Origin of the sequence: Undibacterium sp. TJN19, from assembly GCF_049339485.1 — a bacterium.
Taxonomy (GTDB): Bacteria; Pseudomonadota; Gammaproteobacteria; order Burkholderiales; family Burkholderiaceae_D; genus Undibacterium.
Window position 1 is genome coordinate 228,533 of sequence record NZ_JBMPPL010000005.1, and the last position, 19,876, is coordinate 248,408.

A 19,876-nucleotide genomic window follows, 5' to 3' on the forward strand; every position below is an offset into this window, starting at 1 on the left:
AATCACAAAAAGCTGACACTGCAAAGTAAAAGCGCTGATGTCCATTGATAACGGACATCAGCGCTTTATTATTTCTTGCTATTGCTGACTAATTAACATTAACGCACTTCACAAATCAATGCACCCGATTTACTTTCATTATTGGCAGTATCTGAATTTGCGCCCAGCGGGAAAGTCGCCGGTGGCGTGAATTGCATGCCAGGGTTATTCGGCAACAGCACGGGTGGCTTGCTGAAGCTGATGGCAAAACCAAACTGGCCTATGGTCACATCGATCATGCCACCGTCATTTTTCATGAAGACCGTGCCGTCCAGCACTTGCACATACAGGCCCGGTGCCCTGCCGCCCGCCTGTCCATCAGCTTGCTCTGGCGGAATGTATTCGGCAATGAAAGTCGTGCCGCGAATACCTATCGATGCTGTCGGCGTATTCAAGCCAAAACGCTCTTTATTACGCTTGCCCAGCAAACCGGTAATCGAACGCAAGCCCCCCTTGATCAAGGTCATGGTAAAGCCATCCTTGCTGGGTTTGTCTTCTTCAAAAGAAAACTGGTCGATTTTCAATTGTGTATTTGGACGCAAGGTGACTTCGCTGTTGTCAGCAAACTTGATGCGGGCGTAGGTATCTTTTTCAGCCACCAGGGTATCACCCTGCTCCACCGTGGATTGCTGTGACAATACCTTCACCGTGCCATCGGCTTTCTTGGCAATCAGTGGCCCGCTCAAATGCGTGACTGTACCCGCGACCTGAGCGGCAAAAGCGAATGACCAGCTCAGGCACAGTACCGCAAGGAAGAAGAACTTAATTGCAGTACATTTTTTTATCAGTAGCATTTTTTATTACTCCGTTATCTCTGGTACCAGCAATGCTGCTTCTTTGTTCAAACCGGCTGGGTCCACCTGCGCCACCTGAACCATTTGCGCCACCAAAACCACTATCGAAGAAATTGTCCGCATTGGAAATCGCATTGGTAATGGCAAGTGTTGAACTGATGAAGTTATTGAGCGCCGCATTAATCGAGTTATTCAATACGCTACCGGTTCTGATGTCACCAATAGGCAAGACTATCGTGCAACCCAGCAAACCTGGATTGGCCGCGCACTGGCTAATGCTTGGCAACACTGCTGTGCAACCACTGATAGCCGGATTGGCGGCACAGCTTGCCAGTGTCGGCAATACCAGGCTGCAACCGGCAATCGAAGGATTGGCAGTACAGGCTGCCAGTGTAGGCAATACAGCGCTGCAACCAGGCAAGGAAGGTGAAGTGATGCAGGCACTCAAGGTCGGCAAGACCGCAGCACAACCGGGCAAACCAGGGGTGGCGACACAGGCGCTTAAGCTCGGCAGGATAGCTGCACAACCAGGCGTCGCCGGATTGGCCGTGCAGATCGCCAGCGTTGGTAAGACCGCGCTACAACCAGCCAGACCAGGATTGGCGGTACAAGCTGCCAGACCAGGCAAAACTGCGCTACAGCCTGGTGTAGTGGGTGCAGCAGTGCAAGCCGCCAGCGTTGGCAAGACCGCACTGCAACCAGCAAGCCCAGGATTAGCCTGACAACTGGCAATACTAGGCAAGACAGCGCTGCAACCTGGCAAGCTTGGGCTGGCAATACAGGCAGTCAGCCCAGGCAAGATGGAACTACAACCAGCCAGCGTTGGCGTCACAATACAGGCACTCAGCGTAGGCAGAACCGCACTGCAACCTGGCAGGCTTGGTGATGCTGTACAAGCTGCCAGTGTAGGCAATATGGCTGAACAACCGGCCATGGCAGGGTTGGCGATACAGGCTGTCAGGGTCGGTAACACGACGCTGCAACCTGGCAGGGATGGGCTGGCCACACAGCTTGCCAGCGATGGCAAGACACTGCTGCATCCTGCCAGCGACGGTGTTGCAATACAGGCCGCCAGGGTTGGCAACACGGCGCTGCACCCTGGTAAGCTTGGTGTGGCAGCACAAGCTGCCTGCGTTGGCAGGACGGCGCTACAGCCGGCCAGCGACGGGCTTTGGATGCAGGCACTCAGTGTAGGCAAGACAGCGCTGCAACCTGCCAGCGTCGGGCTGGCAGTACAGGCGGCAATGCTAGGCAACACTGCCGAGCAGCCGGCAATATTGGGTGCGGAAATGCAGGCCGCCAAGGCAGGCAGGATCACGCTACAGCCAGATGTGGATGGGCTGGCGATACATTGAGACAGTGTCGGCAATACCGCGCTACAGCCAGCCAGGCTGGGGCTGGCAATACAGGCAGCCAGGTTTGGCAGGATAGCACTGCAACCCGGTATGGATGGATTGGCGATACAGGATGCAAGGTTAGGCAACACGACACTACAACCCGCCAGGTTAGGATTGGCCTGGCAACTTGCCAGGCTAGGCAAGACGTTTGCACAACCAAACAGGCCGGGGTTGGCGATACATGCACTCAGGCTGGGCAATACAGCACTGCAACCGGCCAGTGTGGGATTAGCCTGGCAGGCGGCCACACTAGGCAAAACTACACTGCAACCGGCCAGATTGGGATTCGCAATACAGGCCGTGAGGCTAGGCAATACCGATGAACAACCAGGGGTTGACGGGTTGGCAATACATTGTGTCAGCGTGGGCAAAGGTACATTCTGGAATGCTTGCTGGGTGACTGTGCCGCCACTGACCGTGCCGGAGATCAAAATGGCATCTCCCGCTTTCAACAGGATATTGCCACTGGTCGTAACCACGCCAGTGCTGCCCACTGTCAGCTTGTCAGCGGTACTGCCCGAGGCCCCGGCCTCCAGCGTGATATTGCCGCCATTGGCGCTGGCAACCGTACCATTCACGGTCAGCGGACTATGCGCCACCAGGCTGATGCTGCCGGCCTTGGTGCGTACGGCACTACCATTATCAATGGTGATGGCACCAATATTATCGATGGTGATATTGCCTGTGCTGCCAACAGCAGTCTGCGCCAGATTCTGGATATTCAAAGCACCGGTATTATTGATCTTGATGTCGGTATTGCTGCCTGAATTAGTCGCCAGCAGTAATGGTATTTGCGTTTTCAGCGCAGTGCCATTGCCTATACCATTGGCGGCAGTCGCATCCAGTGCGCCTCCCGTAATGGCGACACTATTTACAGATTGGTTGATCGCCCCGCCAGATGCCATCAGGGTTACAGTACCTGTACCTGCATTGACAGGAGTTGCGAGGTTGATGTCACCGCTGTTTGCCTTCAGGCTGACATTGCCTGCGGTGGTAATACCACCAAGGCTATAGGTACTGGCCCCGCTGCCACCAGACAGGCTGCCGACATTGATGCCTTGCGTATTGCTCAGGTTAAGTCCACCGCTGGTCACTTTGGCGGCAAGATTGCTGATGACGTTGGTATTGTTCAGTGTGATAGTACTGCCTGCGGACAAACCCAGGTCCTGTACCGTAATCGCATTTGACTGCGTAATATCGGCACCAGTCAACAGGGCAACGCGGGTAGTCGTCAGATGTTTGATATCTGTAGCAGCGCTGCTGTTGGTATCTGTAATCGATGCGACAGAAATGGCGCCGGCTGCATTGCCCGGATTATCACTGCCAATCGCAACGCTGCCTGCATTGACCTTATACAGATTGGTGATGGCCAGGCAAGGTGGCAAGGCACAACTGGCAGAACCAACAGTAATCGACCGACCTGCTGTAAAAGGGCGCACAGCAAAATCAGAGCCCGTTACTGTACCCACGCCACCCAATGAAAGCAGGTCAGCGATAAAGCTTACTTTGCCAGTACCTGCATTGACGTTATTGGAAATGGTCAAGGCTGCACCTGTGCCCGTCGATATCTGCACAGCCTGGTTATTGGTTGTGATGTCTGTGATACCCGAGACAGAAGTGGTGCTCAATGCGCCTGACGTAAATATGTTCAAACCGCCAGTACCCTGTGCGCCAGGATTGAGGTCAGCCGCCAGCGAAGTAAAGCTATTGCCTGTGTTCAGCAAAGATACGGGCCCTATGGTTTGCAAAGCCAGCCCGGAAGCCACTATGGGGCTACCAGCAGCCTGGCTGATACCCGCGCTTGAGTCTGATGTCAGTTTGATACTAGAGCTGCCTGCATTAATGCCATTATAACCATCGACTGTCGAAACATTGATTCCATTAACAGAGCGATAAACAAAGCTGCTGAGGTTGCTTGAACCAGAGATCACGCCAACGGTATTGGCTTCCGGCAGGTTCACGCCATAACCGCGCACTTGCAGGGAACTGGCACCGGCAATCACTGCGCCCGGTTGCTGGGAAATGATATTGCCAGAATTCAAGGTCAATGAACCACTGATGTTTTGCAAGGCACCACCAGAACCGGAATTCAACGCACCCTTGATATCAATCGTAGCACCACTGATTGAGCCTACTTTCAGGCGTGATGCCGTAATACCATTCAATTCTGTAGCAGATAATTCCAGCGTACCTGAATTAAGATTGGTTGCCACTGTACCCAGATGAATATTACCCGCCGCATTTGGCAGCAGAGTGACGCCATTACTGCCTGCATTGACACTGCCCAGCAAATCCATCTTGTCGGACTGTATCGTAATGGCACCACCGCCACTATTGATCTGTGCACCTGAAGTCGTGCTTGTCAGCGCATCTGCATCCGCAGTCTGCACGGTGATGGCACCGCCACTGGTCGTGATGTTGGCAGCGCCTGATTGACTGACGCCGGCCGCACCGTTGATACTGACTGGTCCACTGGTCGCAGATACCAGCGCACCAAGACTGGTAGAAAATGTTGTTGGCGAACTGAGGTAAATACCACCAGAACCTTGCTGCTTGACACCATAGCCGGTAGAACCAACATCACCGATTGCCAGGTTGGCACCCACGCTGGCTATACGGATATCACCACTGCTGGTGTTGAGTGCATTCAATTTCGTTGCCTGCACCGCCATATTGTCAGTGACTGCCGAACCGTGCATGCCGGTGGCTGCGATCAACTTGAGGTCATTGCCATAAATCGTTGAGCCATTGACCTGGGTAATATCAATACCACTCGAAAGGGTGACATTACCATTGGCCGCAGAGTTGCCTCTGGCATCGGCACCGTTGGCACCGACAAAAACAGCACCTGAACTGGTGACGGAAATATTGCCGCCAACGCCCGGTCCGCCCGGTGTCGTAATCAGATTCGTGACAGTCGTCTTGCCACTGGAACTCAGGTTAATTGCCGCGCCACTGGTGGTCAACTTGGCGACGAGAATATCGGCAGTTTGTGGGGAAGCACCAGTACCAGTCTGCATGGTAATACTACCCGAGCCAGAGGCACGGATTTCCAGGCTGGGATCAGCGCCGGTCAGGTTGATACCGCGTGTCGCACTGATATCGGTAGCAGCATTGCGCGTCCTGAGCGTCAGACTGGAATTGCTGGGCAGGGATATCTGGCTACCAAAAAAAGTACCGCTGGTGTCTATGTAATTGGTGGCTTCCAATACGATATTGGTGCCCGGCGACAGACCCTGGAGTTCTGACTGATACACTGTGGTCGGACTGCCGTCGGCAAAATTAATGCTGCCGATCGCACTACCCTGGAAGGTACCGACACCATCGCTGGCACCGTCGCCCGTACCACCGGCGATAGTAATGGAAGACGGGTCAAGCAGCAAAGTACCATTTTTGCCACGTGCCGCACCGACATTCACTTTGGCATGGAAATCCAGGTTTTGCTTACCCGAAGTTTCAACAAAACCACCATTGCCACTTTGTGTGCCACCTTGTGCAGAGATGCTGCCGTTCACGCGCGTCACCTGGTCCGACCAGACAATCACCCTGCCACCGTCACCGGTTTTACCGGCATTGGCGCTGATTTGTGCATCGCTGCCGATAAAGGTGCGCTGGGCGTTCATTACCGCCGCATTTTCACCATGATAATCGCCACCAACCAGCACCTGGCCGCCACCGCTTGCGCCGCTGGCATCCACCTGCGCATTGCCTGCCAGCGCCACACGCTGACCTAAAATTTGTATATCGCCACCCTTGCCTGCACTGTTCGTTGCCGACGTGCGGCTGCCCATGTCAAGTATGGTGTCCTGGCTGGACTTGAAATAAACCCTGCCATTTTCACCAATCACTGCGCTGTCAGCGCTGACCAGGCCACGCTGGCTGATCAATGCGCCATAGATACCTACCCTGCCGCCCTGGGAAATGACCTGCCCCAGATTCACAACCTGATTATTGCTGGCGCTGACAACAACCTGCACATCGGGATTAGCCGAATCGACCAGCTTAACTGACTGCCCCGCAGCCAGCAATACATCCCCATTTGGCGCAGTGATGATGCCGCTGTTTTCTACATCAGGGGCGATCAGGTAAACCTTGCCACCGGCGGGCGTAGTAATTGCCCCCTGGTTGCTGACTTTACCGGCTTGTCCACCGGCAGCAAAATTCAGCTTGCCGGCCTTGAAATCACTATCGGTCATGCCCAGGCTGGAAACGGTCAACCCATTCACATCAACCTGCGCACCTTTACCAAACAAAACACCATTGGGATTAATCAAAAACACACGGCCATTGGATTGCAATGCACCCAGTATCTGCGACGGGTTTTGCCCGGTTACGCGGTTCAGTACCGTGCTGTTGCTGCTTTCCTGCATGAAGCGGGTGATGTCACCAGCGTTGATGGAAAAATCCTGCCAGTTGATGATGGCACCAGGCGTGTTGGTAATCGTAAACAGATTACCGTCCTTGTTGAAGGTCACCTTGCCATTCACCACTTGCTGGCCCACCGGATTGGCCAATGCTGTTGTCTGACTGAAGCAGGCTGCGAGCAAAACCGGTATCAGTTTGAATGTCAGTTTCGTCCACAACACCGGTTCAGACTGAGCGGACATATTGATTTCTTTCCTCATGCTCTTCCTCACCTATCTTAATAAGTCACGCCAAGCCTGACATGCAAGCGCCTGTCATCTTTGCTTAGTTCATCCGGGGCATGCAATGCCTTGCCATAATCCATCTGCAAAGACATCATGCGCGACATGGCCAACCTGAGACCGATGCCGACACTGGAAATGGAGGCCGAGCTCTGCTCACCCGGCAAAGCTTTATTGCGCGAGACATGCGCAGCATCATAGAAACCCAGTAACTGGCATTGTGAAAAACTGCCGGTGAAATTGGCACACAGATTCGGTGTATAAATCTCGCCACTGATCAGCGTGCCATAGTCATTTGCCACCACCCGTTCAGAAAATCCGCGTACGGTACTGGCACCGCCTGCACCAAACTGCTCGCCTGGCACCAGGCTGTCGCTGGTGTACTGGCCACTGAACATCAGACGCACTTGCCAGGCCGCAGGCAATACCTTGCTTAAACCCACGCCGTAGCGAAGAACGCTGTATCCGGCGGTAGCACCGCTACGCACACGCTGGAAATCTTCGGTCTTACCCTTTTCTCCGCCGGGCAAATTGTGCACAGCACTCAGGTAAGCATTGGCTTCACCGGCGCTGGAACTGACAGAGCCAGAATAAGTCAGGCTGAGTGGATGTACCGTCACATCACTGCCCAGCTGTATGCCCTGCAAGCTGACATTATTCTTGAATGCCTTGTAATCCAGGCCAAGACTCAAGCGTGATTCAGCATTTTCAGAACGGCCCAGGTTATAGTTATAACGCCCGCCAAATACCGAACCGCGACCACTGACTGCCAGGTCAAAAATACCTGCTGTCACCGAGCCGGAGTCGACATTGGAATAACTGGCATACAGGTCGATGGTGTCACCCAGCTCATAAATGGGCAGGTGATAACCAACGCCAAATACACTGTACTGGCTGGGCTTTTGCAAGGTGGTTGTATATTGCAGGCTTAAGACATCATCATGCCCGCTGATATTGGCATGCTGGAATAACAGACCCAGATGGGATTTGCCGGTGTTGCTGTCGCCAGAATTGTCGAGATTGGCACCAACAGTCCAGGGCTTGCTGTCACTGACGTTCAGGACAGCATTAATTTCACCTTCTGCATTGGCAGTTTCAAATTGCAGATTGGTTTTCTTGGCCGGGTTTTCATTGGCCGCCTTGAGGTTTTCAGAAAGCTTCTTGATGTTCGGCGTATTGCCTTCACGCAACTGCGGCAGGCTGCGGCGCACGTTGGCCGCATCAAAAAACTGGTTGCCCTTGACAGTAACTGTTCCTACCTTGGCCTGAACCACGATGAGCTTCACCATACCCTGTTTCAGTTCCTGCTCAGGCAAAACCACCTGTACTAGGCCATAGCCTTTATCGCGATAGGCTTTTTCCAGCGCTTCCAGCGCCTTTTGCACGTCGGCAAAACTGCGACCTTTGCCTGTGAAAGGATTGAGCAATTCATTCAAGGCAGCAGGTGTCAGCAAATCATTACCCTTGACATCAAACCCGCTGATATCAAAACGGCCGATCACGCTGTCGGTGTCCTGCGCAGCCAGCGGATAGCTGGTGCCCAATACCAGGGCGAATGCAATCGAAAGGGAAAAACGGTGTTTGAAATGCTTGCTCTTCAAGGCGCTCATACTAAGATTTCCCAGTTACTGAGTCGTGCTATATCAAGTTTGTATCTCAATCAGCGCGCCTTCGTATGCAAAAGCAATGAAGGGACTGATCAGCTTGTCTTGTTCTAATATGGAAAGAATAATTTCGTATCGACATCATCGCAGCAAGGTATGACTTCTGAATTACACATGCGTATAACAAGACCTTGCCTGCTTAAGCGAAGTATCCTGCAATCCAATTCGCATCACAAGCAATATGTTGCTAATTGTTACACTTGGCGTATTTCTTTGTAAATCAGCCTTGCCGTTTGCACTGCACTGGTGTATTGGATTGCGCTGATGCCACTCAAGGGCGGTATCGCATACGGGAGGCGGCTGAAGGTGGGGTGTCCGTTTCTACAATATGGTCAGCTTCATCCACATAGAAAATGCGCTTGATAGCAACAGACGGACAGCAAAGCCCGTCTTTCGGCCCCATTTCCACACCAGACAACATGACTGTCCTGTCTTTGATCAGTGCGGTATTGAAATCAAACGAGCGCCAGCCCCGTTCACCGAGTTTGGTCACGGCGACCAGACGATAAGGGCGGCTGATTTTGCCCGCTATATTGCCTGAGGGCACAGCGGCAAAAAAAGCGATATATTCAGCATGGTGATTACCGCCACCAAACCCTTCGAGATTAAAAATGACAACAGCATCTTTCTTGCTTTCATCAAAAATTTGCCCGTAAACAACAATGGCAGGTCTTTCACTGTACGGTTCAGCCAAGCCATCGCCAAACTGCAAGATCAGGCGATCAATTTCTTTCTGTATTGCAGGATCTGGCCTGGGTTTAGTCTGGCCTTGTGTCAATGCCTTAGCATTCACAGCTTTGCTGTCCGCAGCATGGGCATTATTTAGCTGTAAACTCAGCTGCAAACCCAGTTGTAAAGCCGTCAAGAAACCGAGCGCCTGCAGGCGAACTGCTAAAGTTTTAGGGCTGTAGGATTTCATCATTACCGCATCAAGGCTGCTCATACCCGGAACTCTTTCCAGGACGGCAGTTGATATTTACGCTTGCCATGCGCATAGTAGCAAGCCATGGTGACACCAAAACACACACCTGCAATCGCAGCGGCCAGCATCATCTCTGCCACTGGTTTGTTGAGTTTCGACCAAAGGCCGAACCACATGCCTGCACCCCATAACAGCCCGAAGAAAAACCCCATTGTCATAGCGTTTTGCCAGAATGGCGCGAAGTGCGGGGGAGGCACATCGACGTCAAAGCGCCATAGTATGGTGAAGAAAGGCGGGGCATAATTACTGCGCCACATACCGGTTTTAGCCAGCAGGTCAAGCGCAGCCTGGCGTTTTTTTGTCGTATCCATGCAAATACCTGTCTGTTGATAGATTTGCCAAGTATAGTCAAAATTAAGTCGCAACAAGCATAAAAACGGTTTGCGATAACTTTGGTTTATGGCTCACAGATAAAAAGTCAATCGCCGACAAGTGGTATTAGTGCCTATGATGAATGCAATCCTTCAGAATTCTTGTTGGGTTACTCTCAGGACTCCCCCAGACGATTGAGATTTTCAAGGGCGCGAAGGCGCCCTTTTTTTAATTTCGATTTCCAGACTAGTATGCTGACCAGCAAAACAAGATTATTGTCACTCGATGCGTTTCGCGGTTTTACAATTGCCGCCATGTTTCTGGTGAACAACCCAGGCGACTGGGGTAGTCTCTATCCACAACTGGAGCACGCCGCCTGGTCAGGCTGGACATTTACCGACTGTATTTTCCCTTTTTTCCTGTTTATTGTCGGCGTTTCCCTGCACCTGTCGCTACACAGGAAGGTGTTGGCCGATCACAGTGAAACCCAGTTATTACTGCAACTGCTCAAACGCGCTCTGTGGATATTTTTGATTGGACTGGCATTAAACCTGATTCCCAATTTTGATTTTCAATCCGTGCGCATACCCGGCGTGTTGCAGCGCATCGCGCTTTGCACGGCCCTTGCTGCGCCACTGGTTGTTTATAGCAGTTGGCGCGGTCAATTGCTGGTCATCATGGCCTTGCTTGCCATCTATTCTTTCATCATGCTGGCTGTGCAGGTGCCCGATGTGGAGGGTAATCTGGTCGCCGCCGCGCTTGAACCGGGCCGTGATGCCGGCGCGTATATCGACCGCAGCGTCTTTGGCAATCACTTGTGGAAACAATCCAGGACCTGGGACCCTGAAGGGCTGTTAAGCACGCTGCCCGCAGTGTGCAGTGTGCTGTTCGGGGTATTAACCGGGCACTGGCTGTCTGCCAAACGAGATATCGCCGAAAAAACTGTCTGGCTTTTTATCGCAGGCCTTGCTTGCCTGGCTATAGGGCAAATTCTGGCCAGCTGGCTCATGCCTGTCAATAAAAGCTTGTGGACACCCTCATTTGCAGTCTTCATGACAGGCTGGGCCTTGATTGTGTTTGCCTGTTTTTACTGGCTGCTTGATGCCAGCCCTGCCATTCATCTGAAAAACCGCATGATTTATCTCATGCACCCCTTCATCATGTATGGCATGAATGCGCTGTTTTTATTCACCCTGTCAGGGTTGATCGCTAAAATGCTGGGATTCATCCACCTGCCACAGACCGATGGCAGCCAACCCAGTTTGCATGCGCTGCTATATGCGCCCATCAAGGCGCTGCCGGTTTCTGCCGTCAATGCCTCTTTGCTGTTTGCCCTGCTGTTTAACCTGACGATGCTGATCATCGCCTGGGGAATGTGGAAGAAACGCTGGTTTGTCAAAGTGTAATGCAGTAGCATCTCAGGTCTTTCGCATTTTTAGGCTCTGCTGCGGTTTTCACGACCCGGGGCCATTCGCATCCGCATAGGCATACGCATGTTTTCGTTTCAGAATTTTACGCTTGACACTTCATTGTTGAATAAACTCAGGCTTCCCTTGCTGGCGGCTGGTATTTGCGCCATGTTGCTGGCCTGTTCCAGCACGCCTGAAAAACCGGCCAACCCGGCCACCAGGCCAGGCAAGGGCGATATCACTTATGTTCCGACCAATGCACCGGTCAATTTACCCGTCTTGCCGCGCGAAGCGCCAGCACTGCCGCGTGAATTTCGCGCTGCGTGGGTATCGACCGTTGCCAATATAGACTGGCCTTCACGTCGTGATCTGAGCAGCGAAAAACAAAAAGCCGAAATCATCAACATACTCGACAATGCCGTGCAGATGAAGCTCAATGCCATCGTGCTGCAAGTGCGCCCTGCTGCTGACGCCATCTACCCTTCGGCCATCGAACCCTGGTCAGAATTTCTGACTGGCGAACAGGGCCGCCCTCCCACACCTTATTACGACCCGCTGCAATTCTGGCTGGAGCAGGCGCATGCACGTGGGCTGGAATTACATGCGTGGTTCAATCCTTTCCGCGCCCGTACTGCTGTCTCAAAATCAGTGTTGGCAAGCAACCATATCAGCAAGACCGCCCCTCAGGCAGTCAAACAATATGGCGACCTGATGTGGATGGACCCGGGCGAAGCCGTCGCCATGCAGCAAACCCTGAATGTCATCAGCGACGTTGTGCGCCGCTATGATGTCGATGGCATTCACATTGACGACTATTTTTATCCTTACCCAATCAAGGGTGCGAATGGCAATGAGGTGGAATTTCCCGACGACCCGTCATGGATAGCGTATTTGCAGTCCGGCGGCAAGCTGGCGCGCAATGACTGGCGGCGGGAAAACGTCAACCGGCTGGTAGAAACCGTTAACCAACGCGTACACCAGGAAAAACCCTGGGTCAAATTCGGTGTCAGCCCCTTTGGTATAGGCCGGCCTGACCGTCTGCCTGCCGGTATCAGTGGGTTCAGTCAATATGACAAGCTATATGCCGATGTCGAGCTATGGCTGGCCAAAGGCTGGCTCGATTACCTGGCACCACAATTGTACTGGCCCATCAACCAGGGGCCACAGGCTTTCCGCGTCCTGCATGATTACTGGCTGGACCAGAATTTGCAGAACCGCCATATCTGGCCTGGCCTGTACACCAGCCGCATAGACAATACCGACAAATCCTGGCCTGCTGAGGAGATTCTGAACCAGGTTGACGCCATGCGCGAAAGAGGTGGCAATGGTCATGTGCATTTCAGCATGGTGACGCTGAATCAAAACCGCAAGGACATACGCAAACGCCTGACGGTAGAAAAATACACCTCCCAGGCAGTCATTCCAGCCAGCCCCTGGCTGGGGAAAGTGCCACCGGCACAGCCTTTGCTGGATTTAGTTGAAGACAAGAAGACCCTGCGCCTGCAATTACCCGATGCAGCCAATACCCGTCTGCTGGCGATCTGGAAGCGTACAGGCCAGCAATGGCTGTTCAGCGTGGTACCCGCCCAGGCCATGACCATAGACCTGGCAGATGACCCGCAATATGGCGCCATCCGGCAGGTGACGGTATCTGCAATCAACCGCAGCGGCCTGGAAAGTGCACGCACAAGTTATACCCTGCCCTAAGCCGTCATCCAAAACCAGCAAAAACCAGCAAAAAGTGTGGTTTTTAAGCAGCGTTCTGATGGCTGTGGCCAGCTTGCGGGTTTGCGGCATCCGCATGCTTCCTGGGCAAACTCACAGACAAACCGATACCCTGCGCGGGTATCGGGTCTGGCCCTGATAGTCCCCATATCTTTTAGTTATCGCTTGCCATGATATTTTCATTTGTCACCCCTGACAGTGAAACCCTAGTCTGGAAGCCAGCCGAAAACAATTTATACAAATTCTGAATAAATCAGACATGGCACTTACCCTGCTTTACCTGTTCGCCGTGTGAAGTGGCATTGAATGCCAATACAGATTTTTACCGCATTCTTCAAAACAATGTTGTTCGACCTCAAGGAGAGACCAGTGAAGTTAAAGACCATCGCCCAGTGCATCGCCGTGATCGGCATTTCTGGCGCAAGTAGCGGATTGGTGCTGGCGCAGGAAAAACCTGCCGAAGTACCTCAAAGAGTTGAAATCACCGGTAGCAGCATTAAACGTATCGCTGCAGAAGGCGCATTGCCTATCGAGATTATCACCCGCAAACAACTGGAAGCCGCAGGCATCGTCACGGCCGAACAACTGATTTCCACCCTGAACATCAACGGCAACGGCTCAGACAATCTTGCCAGCAATGCCGATGTGACATCCGGTGCGCAACGCGGCAACAACGGTGCCTCCACCGCCAATCTGCGTGGCCAGGGCGCTGACAGCACCCTGGTATTGCTCAATGGTCGCCGCGTGGCAACGCACGGCATGAAGGGTTCAGCTGTCGATTTGAATTCCATCCCCATGGCAGCGGTGGAAAGAGTGGAAGTACTGAAAGATGGCGCCTCCGCGATTTACGGTACTGACGCCATTGGCGGTGTCATCAACTTCATCCTGCGTAAAAATTACACGGGGCTTGAAGCCCAGGCATTTACTGACATTACACAGCAAGGCGGTGGCAACATCAACCGCGTGTCTGTCGTTGGCGGCTTTGGTGACCTGGACAAAGACAACTATAACGTACTGATTACCGCAACCCATAGCGAAAACGAAGCTCTGCGCGGCGACCAGCGTGCCTTCGTCAATACCTTCCAGCCCAACCGTGGCCTGTCGGTCGATACACGCGGCACACCCAGCGCCACCGTGTTTGCGACTTCACTGGCCAATACCATACTGAGCAACAAGAGCAATAACGGCCCTACCCTGCCTGGTGGTACCCAGGTCAACAGCGCCATTAACGTACTAAACTTGCCCGGCGGCGCAGGTTGCGGTTCGGTAGATGGCATGGCACCGTATGACGCCAAACTGTGGGACGTGGCCTCATCACAATATGCGTGTGCATGGGATACAGGTCGCGCGGCCGTCTTGCAACAACCGGTGAAGAACGATAACTTCGTTTCTCGCGCCACGTTCAAAATAGGCACACACCAATTGTTTGCCGAAGCTGTCGGTTCACAGGTCGAAGTCGCCAAGCGCTTTTCACCCAACCAGGTGTCACCAGGTACGAACTTCCCGGCATCGTCGTTTTATCCCAGCACTGGCGCAGCCTACAATTCGGTCTTCAATGCCATTGTCGCCGTTTTCCCCAGCATAGAAGCCAATCGCGGTGCACCTATCGCCTATCGCTGGCGCTGTATGGAATGCGGCAACCGCGAAATCACCACCAAGACCGAAGCAGGACGCCTGCAACTCGGTGCTGACGGTCAGATTGGTAAATGGGATTACCGCGTCGGCCTGTCGCGCGCCTATAGCGAATCAGAATCCAAACTTGGTACCGGCTATAACTACACAGTTGCCCTGGCGAATGCACTGGGCACAGGCATTATCAACCCCTTCCTGAAAGCGGGCGAAAAACAAACCCAGGCAGCGATGGATCTGATCAACAGTACATCGGCAACAGGCGTGACACTGTACGGCGGTAAAACCACACTGACACAGGCAGATGCTGCCCTGTCTGGAGAAATCTATACCTTGCCCGCAGGCGCGGTCATGGCCGCCGTGGGCATGGATTTGCGCAAGGAAGAATATACCTTTAACGGTGACGCCCGCGTCTCCAATGCGCGTCCGGCCATTTTGAATGCCCCGTTTGATGATGCCAATGCACTGCCCAATGTCAGCCGCGATATCCGTGCCGTGTATGCCGAGGTCTTGATACCGGTACTGAAAAATATGGAAGTGACTATCGCTGGCCGCCAGGATCATTATTCCGGTTTTGGCAGCACCTTTAACCCCAAGATCGCTTTTCGCTACACACCAAGCGACGCCCTGCTGTTCCGTGGTTCCTATAACACGGGTTTTCGCGCGCCTTCGTTCAACCAGTTATTCAATGGCATCACTGAATCGCAATATGTCGGTAAAGACCTGGTTGATCCCGCCACTTGCCCGACTTTGAAAGTTGACAGCACCAAGCCGGGTTGCGGCTCCATCACGCCCAATACCCTCAATGGTGGCAAAGCCAACCTCGGCCCGGAAACAGCCAAGCAGGCAACCGTCGGTTTCGTCTGGGCACCTGTTGCAGAATTCAGTGCCAATATGGATCTGTGGGAAATCCATAAGGAAAACACCATCACCTCCATCGACCTGACCACGCTGTTGCTAAACTATGGCTTGTTTAAAGACCAGTTCATTCGTGACGCCAATGGTGCACTGGTACAAATCGACCAGCGCTGGGTCAACGCCGGTTCCAGCATCACCCGCGGTCTGGAAGTGGGTGCCCGCGCCAATGGTGCAATCTGGCAAGGTAAATGGACAGCCGGTATCGATGGTTCTTACCTCATCGAGAAAAAATCCCGCCCCTTGGCAAATGCACCTTATGGCGACAGTGAAGTCGGCAGGTTCACCTTCACCGGTGACCTGGGTCTGAAATGGAAGCACACTGCCTATGTCACCTACACACAAGGTGACTGGACAGGTACGTTCTCACAAATCTATCGTGATGGCTACAAAGACCAGGTCTTGCCTGGCGTGCAAAATGGCATTGTTGTCCCCAGCAATTACAACCCCAATGTCAAAGCCTATTCGATTTTCAATATCAGCGCGACCTACAGCGGCATCAAAAACATGACATTGACAGCCGGCATGAAAAACATTTTCAACACCGATCCACCTTTCGCCGTCACCTACGACAGCAACACCGGCGCAGGCAGCTCCTGGGAACCCCGAGTCGCCGACCCACGCGGCCGTTCTTTCACCTTGCTGGCGAATTACAAATTCAAGTAATTTAAGCGCATGAAAAAATCCCCTGGCTGTTTGCAGGGGATTTTTTTGCCGTAGGCCATAGTCGTTGCTGTTGCTATTGTTTCTGGATTTTGACCTTGTTTTTGACTTACCCCCGCTGGGGACGTAGCAATTTGTGCGTCACAGAAAATGGATCAGAAATGAAGGCTGTCTGAGGTGTAGCAGGGGTTTCGAAGTGCATGCACTTCGCCTGCGTAACGGCAATCGCTTGCAAGCGATTGTGCGCCCTGCAAGGGAAGCGAGTTTCCTTCATTTCCCATTTTTTGTGACGCACAAATTGTGCTGAAGCGTAGCGCAAGCACCCGAAGGGCAAGTCTGCGGTCGCCTTTCTTTGATTCCTTTCTTTGGCGAAGCAAAGAAAGGAATTCGGCCGCCGGGCCGAGACCCGGCTTGCATCCACGAAGCGAAATCGTTTTATTAGCAGCAAAGTAAGCAACGAACGTCCTTTACTTCAGCCAACGCAGGAATAACAGAATCAAGATCGCAACCTTGCTCACAAAACTCACACCGCCCCCGGCACCATCACCTTCCCCATAAAAAGTATCAAGCCCGTTTCACGGTCACGGATAAAAAACAGGAATGGCCGGTCAAGCACCACCTTGACCAAAGGATCCGTACTGATGCTGGTAATGCCGACGACCACGCCAGTCGCTGCGGCGGCCTCAGTCCCATTTTCATCGACATTGATAAACGCCTTGTGAACCACGGAAGAAACCGATAATTCGCGGGTGCCCGTCATGCCCGAGAAATCTGCCCTGGCGGGATCAAAGGCGGCACTCATGCCAAGGGACTTCAGGTTTTCCGTCATCTGCGGGCTGGAACTGAAACTGAATTTTGGCATGCTCAGGCTGATACGCTGGTCTTTCAAACTTCCTGTCAGTTCAGCCAGGCTTGCCACGCTCAGGCTTTGGCGGAATGTGTCAAAACTACCCGCATCAGGCTTGATCAGTAACATCGCCAGTTTATTATCGACATAGGGCAATTCCAGCGCCTGGTAATTTTTTCCCTGTGCATACGCGACGCGTAAATCCTGGTTCATAAAAGCCTGGCTGCTCGCCTGGTTCCTGATATCGTAGAAATTCTGGCTAACTGTCCGGCCAGATATAAACTGCACTGCCCATTCTGATTTAAACCAGATGGCATTTGTCAGCACCAGCCTGGTACTGGGCGACACAGAACCGGCGGGCAATAAATTCTTGATGCGCTGCTGCGTCTGGTTTTCTACCCAGGTATTGATATTGGTACGCGCAGCTTCTGGTGACAAAATGAAGTCGAGCAAATTGACTGCTGCACCAAAATTGCTACCGATCGCATCAAGGTAAGTTGTCTGTAGCTTGTAGCCTTGCTGCGCCCATAAGGCATTGGCAATATTCAGGCTGGGCAGTTTGGTATTACTGCTACCTGCACTGATGGTCTTGCCAGCCAGGGCCAGATCAAGCTTGTTAAAAGCGGGCAACAGACGATTGGGGTCAAGCTGGAAAGCCAGGGCTTTTTGTATGCCTGTCAGCGTGTCGCCCTGCGCGCCTGCCGCCGTCATCGCCAGCGCCTGTGAAATGCTATACGGTGAAAATACCAGGTTGCTGTCGCCCTGCGGGTCGAGTAAAGGCAGCATTTGCAGGCCAAAACTGGTGTTGCCGGCAACCGCCGCTGTCATGTCGGCATCACTGACCTGAGGTGCCAGGTTACGTGTCTGGGAAGACTTGGCAACACTGATGGCCTGCGCCTGAGAGCCAGTATCTGCCGCCACCGAGGCGCCGACCGTGGTGGCAGACCCGCCGCCACAGCCAGTCATGACTGATACGCCCACTGTGCCGGCAAGCAATAAGCAGGACATAAGGAATTGTTTTTGCATTTCATCTCTCCAAAATAAGTTAGAGAAATGTTACTGCTTTACTTTTGCGAAGATATTACGAAGGTGTATGCAAATTGTCATGAATTTGTAGCGAATGGCAAATAGCCCTGACTTGTCTTATTGTGCCAACGACATATCCGCCACCACGTCAACCTGTGCGCCTACACCTATGCGCTCAAACAAGTCAGCAATATCGGCAGAGCGCATGCGTATGCAACCATAGCTGGCAGGTGTACCCAGCAGGCTTTCTTGCGGCGTACCGTGAATATAAATAAACCGCGGGTAGGCATTGCGATTGCGCTCTTCCAGGCCACGCAGCCAGAATATCCGCGTGACGACAGGGTCACGTCCCGGCGCATCGGCAGCGACAATCTCGCCAGTAGGTTTGCGGTCCTTGAAGACCGTACCCAGCGGCATGCCTGCACCTATCTTTTCTGCCACCTGCATGCGACCGCCAGGTGTCATGTAACTGTCGGGCAGATCACCGATACCACGTTTGGCGGTAGACACCGGGTAGCTGGCAATCTGTCGGCCATCTTCCATGACCAGCATTTTCTGTTCTGGTACTGAAATGATCAATTGATGACGCGTGTCAGCTTGTTGAAACCAGCCAGACTGGCACCCGAACAGTAACAGGCTTACTGTCAGAAATACCCCCATTTTAAGGTCTATGATTTTTCCGCTATGTTTCATATGGCACCTGTGCTTGCAATGTCACTGAGCATAAGCCCAGGCAGGCAATCAGTACAAATAATTCTTCCACCCATACGCATTACTTCAGGTTATGGAACATTGACGAGCTTTCATTTGTACAGTGCCCGGCTCAGCTATAAGTTATGGCTATGAGTAAATGCGCGGAATTGCGTTGCAGTACCACGGCAATCAGGGAAAACCATGTTGAATACCGAAACACCCAGTTCAGAACACCCGGACCTGGATCTCTACCCCACCGACAAGCTGGTCAGTGTATTGATAGAAGATCAGTACCATGCCATACGCGCAGTCAGTAATGCAGGGCCACAGATTGCCGCTGCCGTGGATGCCGCAGCACCACGAATTCTGGCGGGTGGCCGCCTTGTCTATGTCGGTGCAGGTACATCTGGCCGCCTGGGTGTACTGGATGGTGTGGAATTGCTGCCTACGTTCTCATGGCCAAACGAGCGCGCACTGGCTCTGCTGGCGGGTGGCAGGCAAGCCATGTTTGTGGCGGTGGAAGGTGCTGAAGACAACGCAGAACAGGGCGCAGAAGAGATTGCTGAACTGGCCTTGAGCAAGAATGATGTGGTACTGTTGATTGCTGCTTCCGGTGCCACGCCCTATGTGCTGGGCGCATTACAGGCTGCGCGGGCGACAGGCGCACTGACCATAGGGCTGGCGAATAACCCCAATGCGCCGGTAACGACGGCGGCCGATATCGGCATTACGCTGGATACCGGTAATGAAGTCATTTCCGGCAGCACCCGGCTAAAGGCAGGTACTTCGCAAAAAGTGGCGCTGAACAGTTTTTCCAGTGCCCTGATGGTGCGCCTGCACAAGGTCTATGGCAACCTCATGGTGGACGTCAAACCGACCAATATCAAATTACTGCGGCGTACCGTCAGCCTGACCATGCACGCCACCGGGCGCGATGAAGCCTATTGCCGCCGCATACTGGAAGAATGTGATTTTCACGTCAAAACAGCGATAGTTGCCATACTCAATCACATCAGCGTAGACGCTGCGACTGCCAGACTGAAGGTCAGCGAAGACAATGTCAGGCTGGCCCTGCATGCTGATGACCCTCATTCGCGGCGTTAAGCCCATCTAAGCGGTACAATCGGATTTCATT

General features: G+C 53.0%; 12 protein-coding genes. 5 read left to right on the top strand and 7 right to left on the bottom strand.

Annotation, left to right across the window (positions count from 1 at the left end):
• Positions 1–98 precede the first annotated feature (98 nt).
• From ACO0LH_RS16160 to ACO0LH_RS16180, 5 genes are all read right to left on the bottom strand, one after another.
• On the bottom strand, positions 99–833 hold the full coding sequence (locus ACO0LH_RS16160; RefSeq protein WP_422942144.1) for a FecR family protein: 735 nt from the start codon (positions 831–833) through the stop codon (positions 99–101).
• Positions 802–6,855, bottom strand: a complete 6,054-nt coding sequence (locus ACO0LH_RS16165) for a filamentous hemagglutinin N-terminal domain-containing protein (RefSeq protein WP_422942145.1) — start codon at positions 6,853–6,855, stop codon at positions 802–804. Before ACO0LH_RS16165 ends, ACO0LH_RS16160 begins: the two co-directional genes overlap by 32 nt.
• Before the next feature lie 17 nt (positions 6,856–6,872).
• Complete coding sequence (locus ACO0LH_RS16170; protein WP_422942146.1) at positions 6,873–8,486, bottom strand: ShlB/FhaC/HecB family hemolysin secretion/activation protein; 1,614 nt, start codon at positions 8,484–8,486, stop codon at positions 6,873–6,875.
• Positions 8,487–8,811: 325 nt separating this feature from the next.
• Positions 8,812–9,483: a hypothetical protein gene (locus ACO0LH_RS16175; protein ID WP_422942147.1), complete on the bottom strand. Its 672-nt coding sequence runs from the start codon at positions 9,481–9,483 to the stop codon at positions 8,812–8,814.
• The gene (locus tag ACO0LH_RS16180) at positions 9,480–9,833 is read right to left on the bottom strand and encodes a DUF6404 family protein (RefSeq protein ID WP_422942148.1); all 354 of its coding nucleotides are present in this window, start codon (positions 9,831–9,833) and stop codon (positions 9,480–9,482) included. The genes ACO0LH_RS16175 and ACO0LH_RS16180 overlap by 4 nt, the downstream gene beginning before the upstream one ends.
• Before the next feature lie 252 nt (positions 9,834–10,085).
• Between ACO0LH_RS16180 and ACO0LH_RS16185 the strand changes: the two genes are divergently transcribed.
• The 4 genes from ACO0LH_RS16185 (at position 10,086) to ACO0LH_RS16200 (ending at position 16,178) form a co-directional block, all read left to right on the top strand.
• Complete coding sequence (locus ACO0LH_RS16185) at positions 10,086–11,240, top strand: acyltransferase family protein (protein WP_422942149.1); 1,155 nt, start codon at positions 10,086–10,088, stop codon at positions 11,238–11,240.
• A gap of 87 nt (positions 11,241–11,327) precedes the next feature.
• The gene (locus ACO0LH_RS16190; RefSeq protein WP_422942150.1) at positions 11,328–12,950 is read left to right on the top strand and encodes a glycoside hydrolase family 10 protein; all 1,623 of its coding nucleotides are present in this window, start codon (positions 11,328–11,330) and stop codon (positions 12,948–12,950) included.
• Positions 12,951–13,216: 266 nt separating this feature from the next.
• Positions 13,217–13,396, top strand: coding sequence for an LIM domain-containing protein (locus tag ACO0LH_RS16195; RefSeq protein WP_422942253.1), 180 nt, complete (start codon positions 13,217–13,219; stop codon positions 13,394–13,396).
• Entirely contained in the window at positions 13,338–16,178 is a 2,841-nt protein-coding gene (locus ACO0LH_RS16200) for a TonB-dependent receptor domain-containing protein (RefSeq protein ID WP_422942151.1), read from the top strand. The genes ACO0LH_RS16195 and ACO0LH_RS16200 overlap by 59 nt, the downstream gene beginning before the upstream one ends.
• A 520-nt stretch (positions 16,179–16,698) precedes the next feature.
• Here ACO0LH_RS16200 and ACO0LH_RS16205 read toward each other — a convergent pair.
• Positions 16,699–18,048, bottom strand: coding sequence for a serpin family protein (locus tag ACO0LH_RS16205; RefSeq protein WP_422942152.1), 1,350 nt, complete (start codon positions 18,046–18,048; stop codon positions 16,699–16,701).
• Positions 18,049–18,165: 117 nt separating this feature from the next.
• A complete protein-coding gene (locus tag ACO0LH_RS16210; RefSeq protein ID WP_422942153.1) occupies positions 18,166–18,741 on the bottom strand; it encodes a L,D-transpeptidase family protein in 576 nt (191 codons plus the stop codon).
• Positions 18,742–18,942: 201 nt separating this feature from the next.
• Between ACO0LH_RS16210 and ACO0LH_RS16215 the strand changes: the two genes are divergently transcribed.
• Positions 18,943–19,845 carry an N-acetylmuramic acid 6-phosphate etherase gene (locus ACO0LH_RS16215; RefSeq protein WP_422942154.1) on the top strand — a complete coding sequence of 301 codons (903 nt, stop codon included), beginning with the start codon at positions 18,943–18,945 and terminating at the stop codon, positions 19,843–19,845.
• Positions 19,846–19,876 lie beyond the last annotated feature (31 nt).

What these genes read in the sequence shown, in the direction of transcription:
- ACO0LH_RS16205 (WP_422942152.1), bottom strand. Translation starts at nt 18,048, where the DNA reads ATGCAAAAACAATTCCTTATGTCCTGCTTATTGCTTGCCGGCACAGTG.
- ACO0LH_RS16185 (WP_422942149.1), top strand. Translation starts at nt 10,086, where the DNA reads ATGCTGACCAGCAAAACAAGATTATTGTCACTCGATGCGTTTCGCGGT.
- ACO0LH_RS16180 (WP_422942148.1), bottom strand. Translation starts at nt 9,833, where the DNA reads ATGGATACGACAAAAAAACGCCAGGCTGCGCTTGACCTGCTGGCTAAA.
- ACO0LH_RS16175 (WP_422942147.1), bottom strand. Translation starts at nt 9,483, where the DNA reads ATGAGCAGCCTTGATGCGGTAATGATGAAATCCTACAGCCCTAAAACT.
- ACO0LH_RS16170 (WP_422942146.1), bottom strand. Translation starts at nt 8,486, where the DNA reads ATGAGCGCCTTGAAGAGCAAGCATTTCAAACACCGTTTTTCCCTTTCG.
- ACO0LH_RS16165 (WP_422942145.1), bottom strand. Translation starts at nt 6,855, where the DNA reads ATGAGGAAAGAAATCAATATGTCCGCTCAGTCTGAACCGGTGTTGTGG.
- ACO0LH_RS16210 (WP_422942153.1), bottom strand. Translation starts at nt 18,741, where the DNA reads ATGAAACATAGCGGAAAAATCATAGACCTTAAAATGGGGGTATTTCTG.
- ACO0LH_RS16190 (WP_422942150.1), top strand. Translation starts at nt 11,328, where the DNA reads ATGTTTTCGTTTCAGAATTTTACGCTTGACACTTCATTGTTGAATAAA.
- ACO0LH_RS16160 (WP_422942144.1), bottom strand. Translation starts at nt 833, where the DNA reads ATGCTACTGATAAAAAAATGTACTGCAATTAAGTTCTTCTTCCTTGCG.
- ACO0LH_RS16215 (WP_422942154.1), top strand. Translation starts at nt 18,943, where the DNA reads ATGTTGAATACCGAAACACCCAGTTCAGAACACCCGGACCTGGATCTC.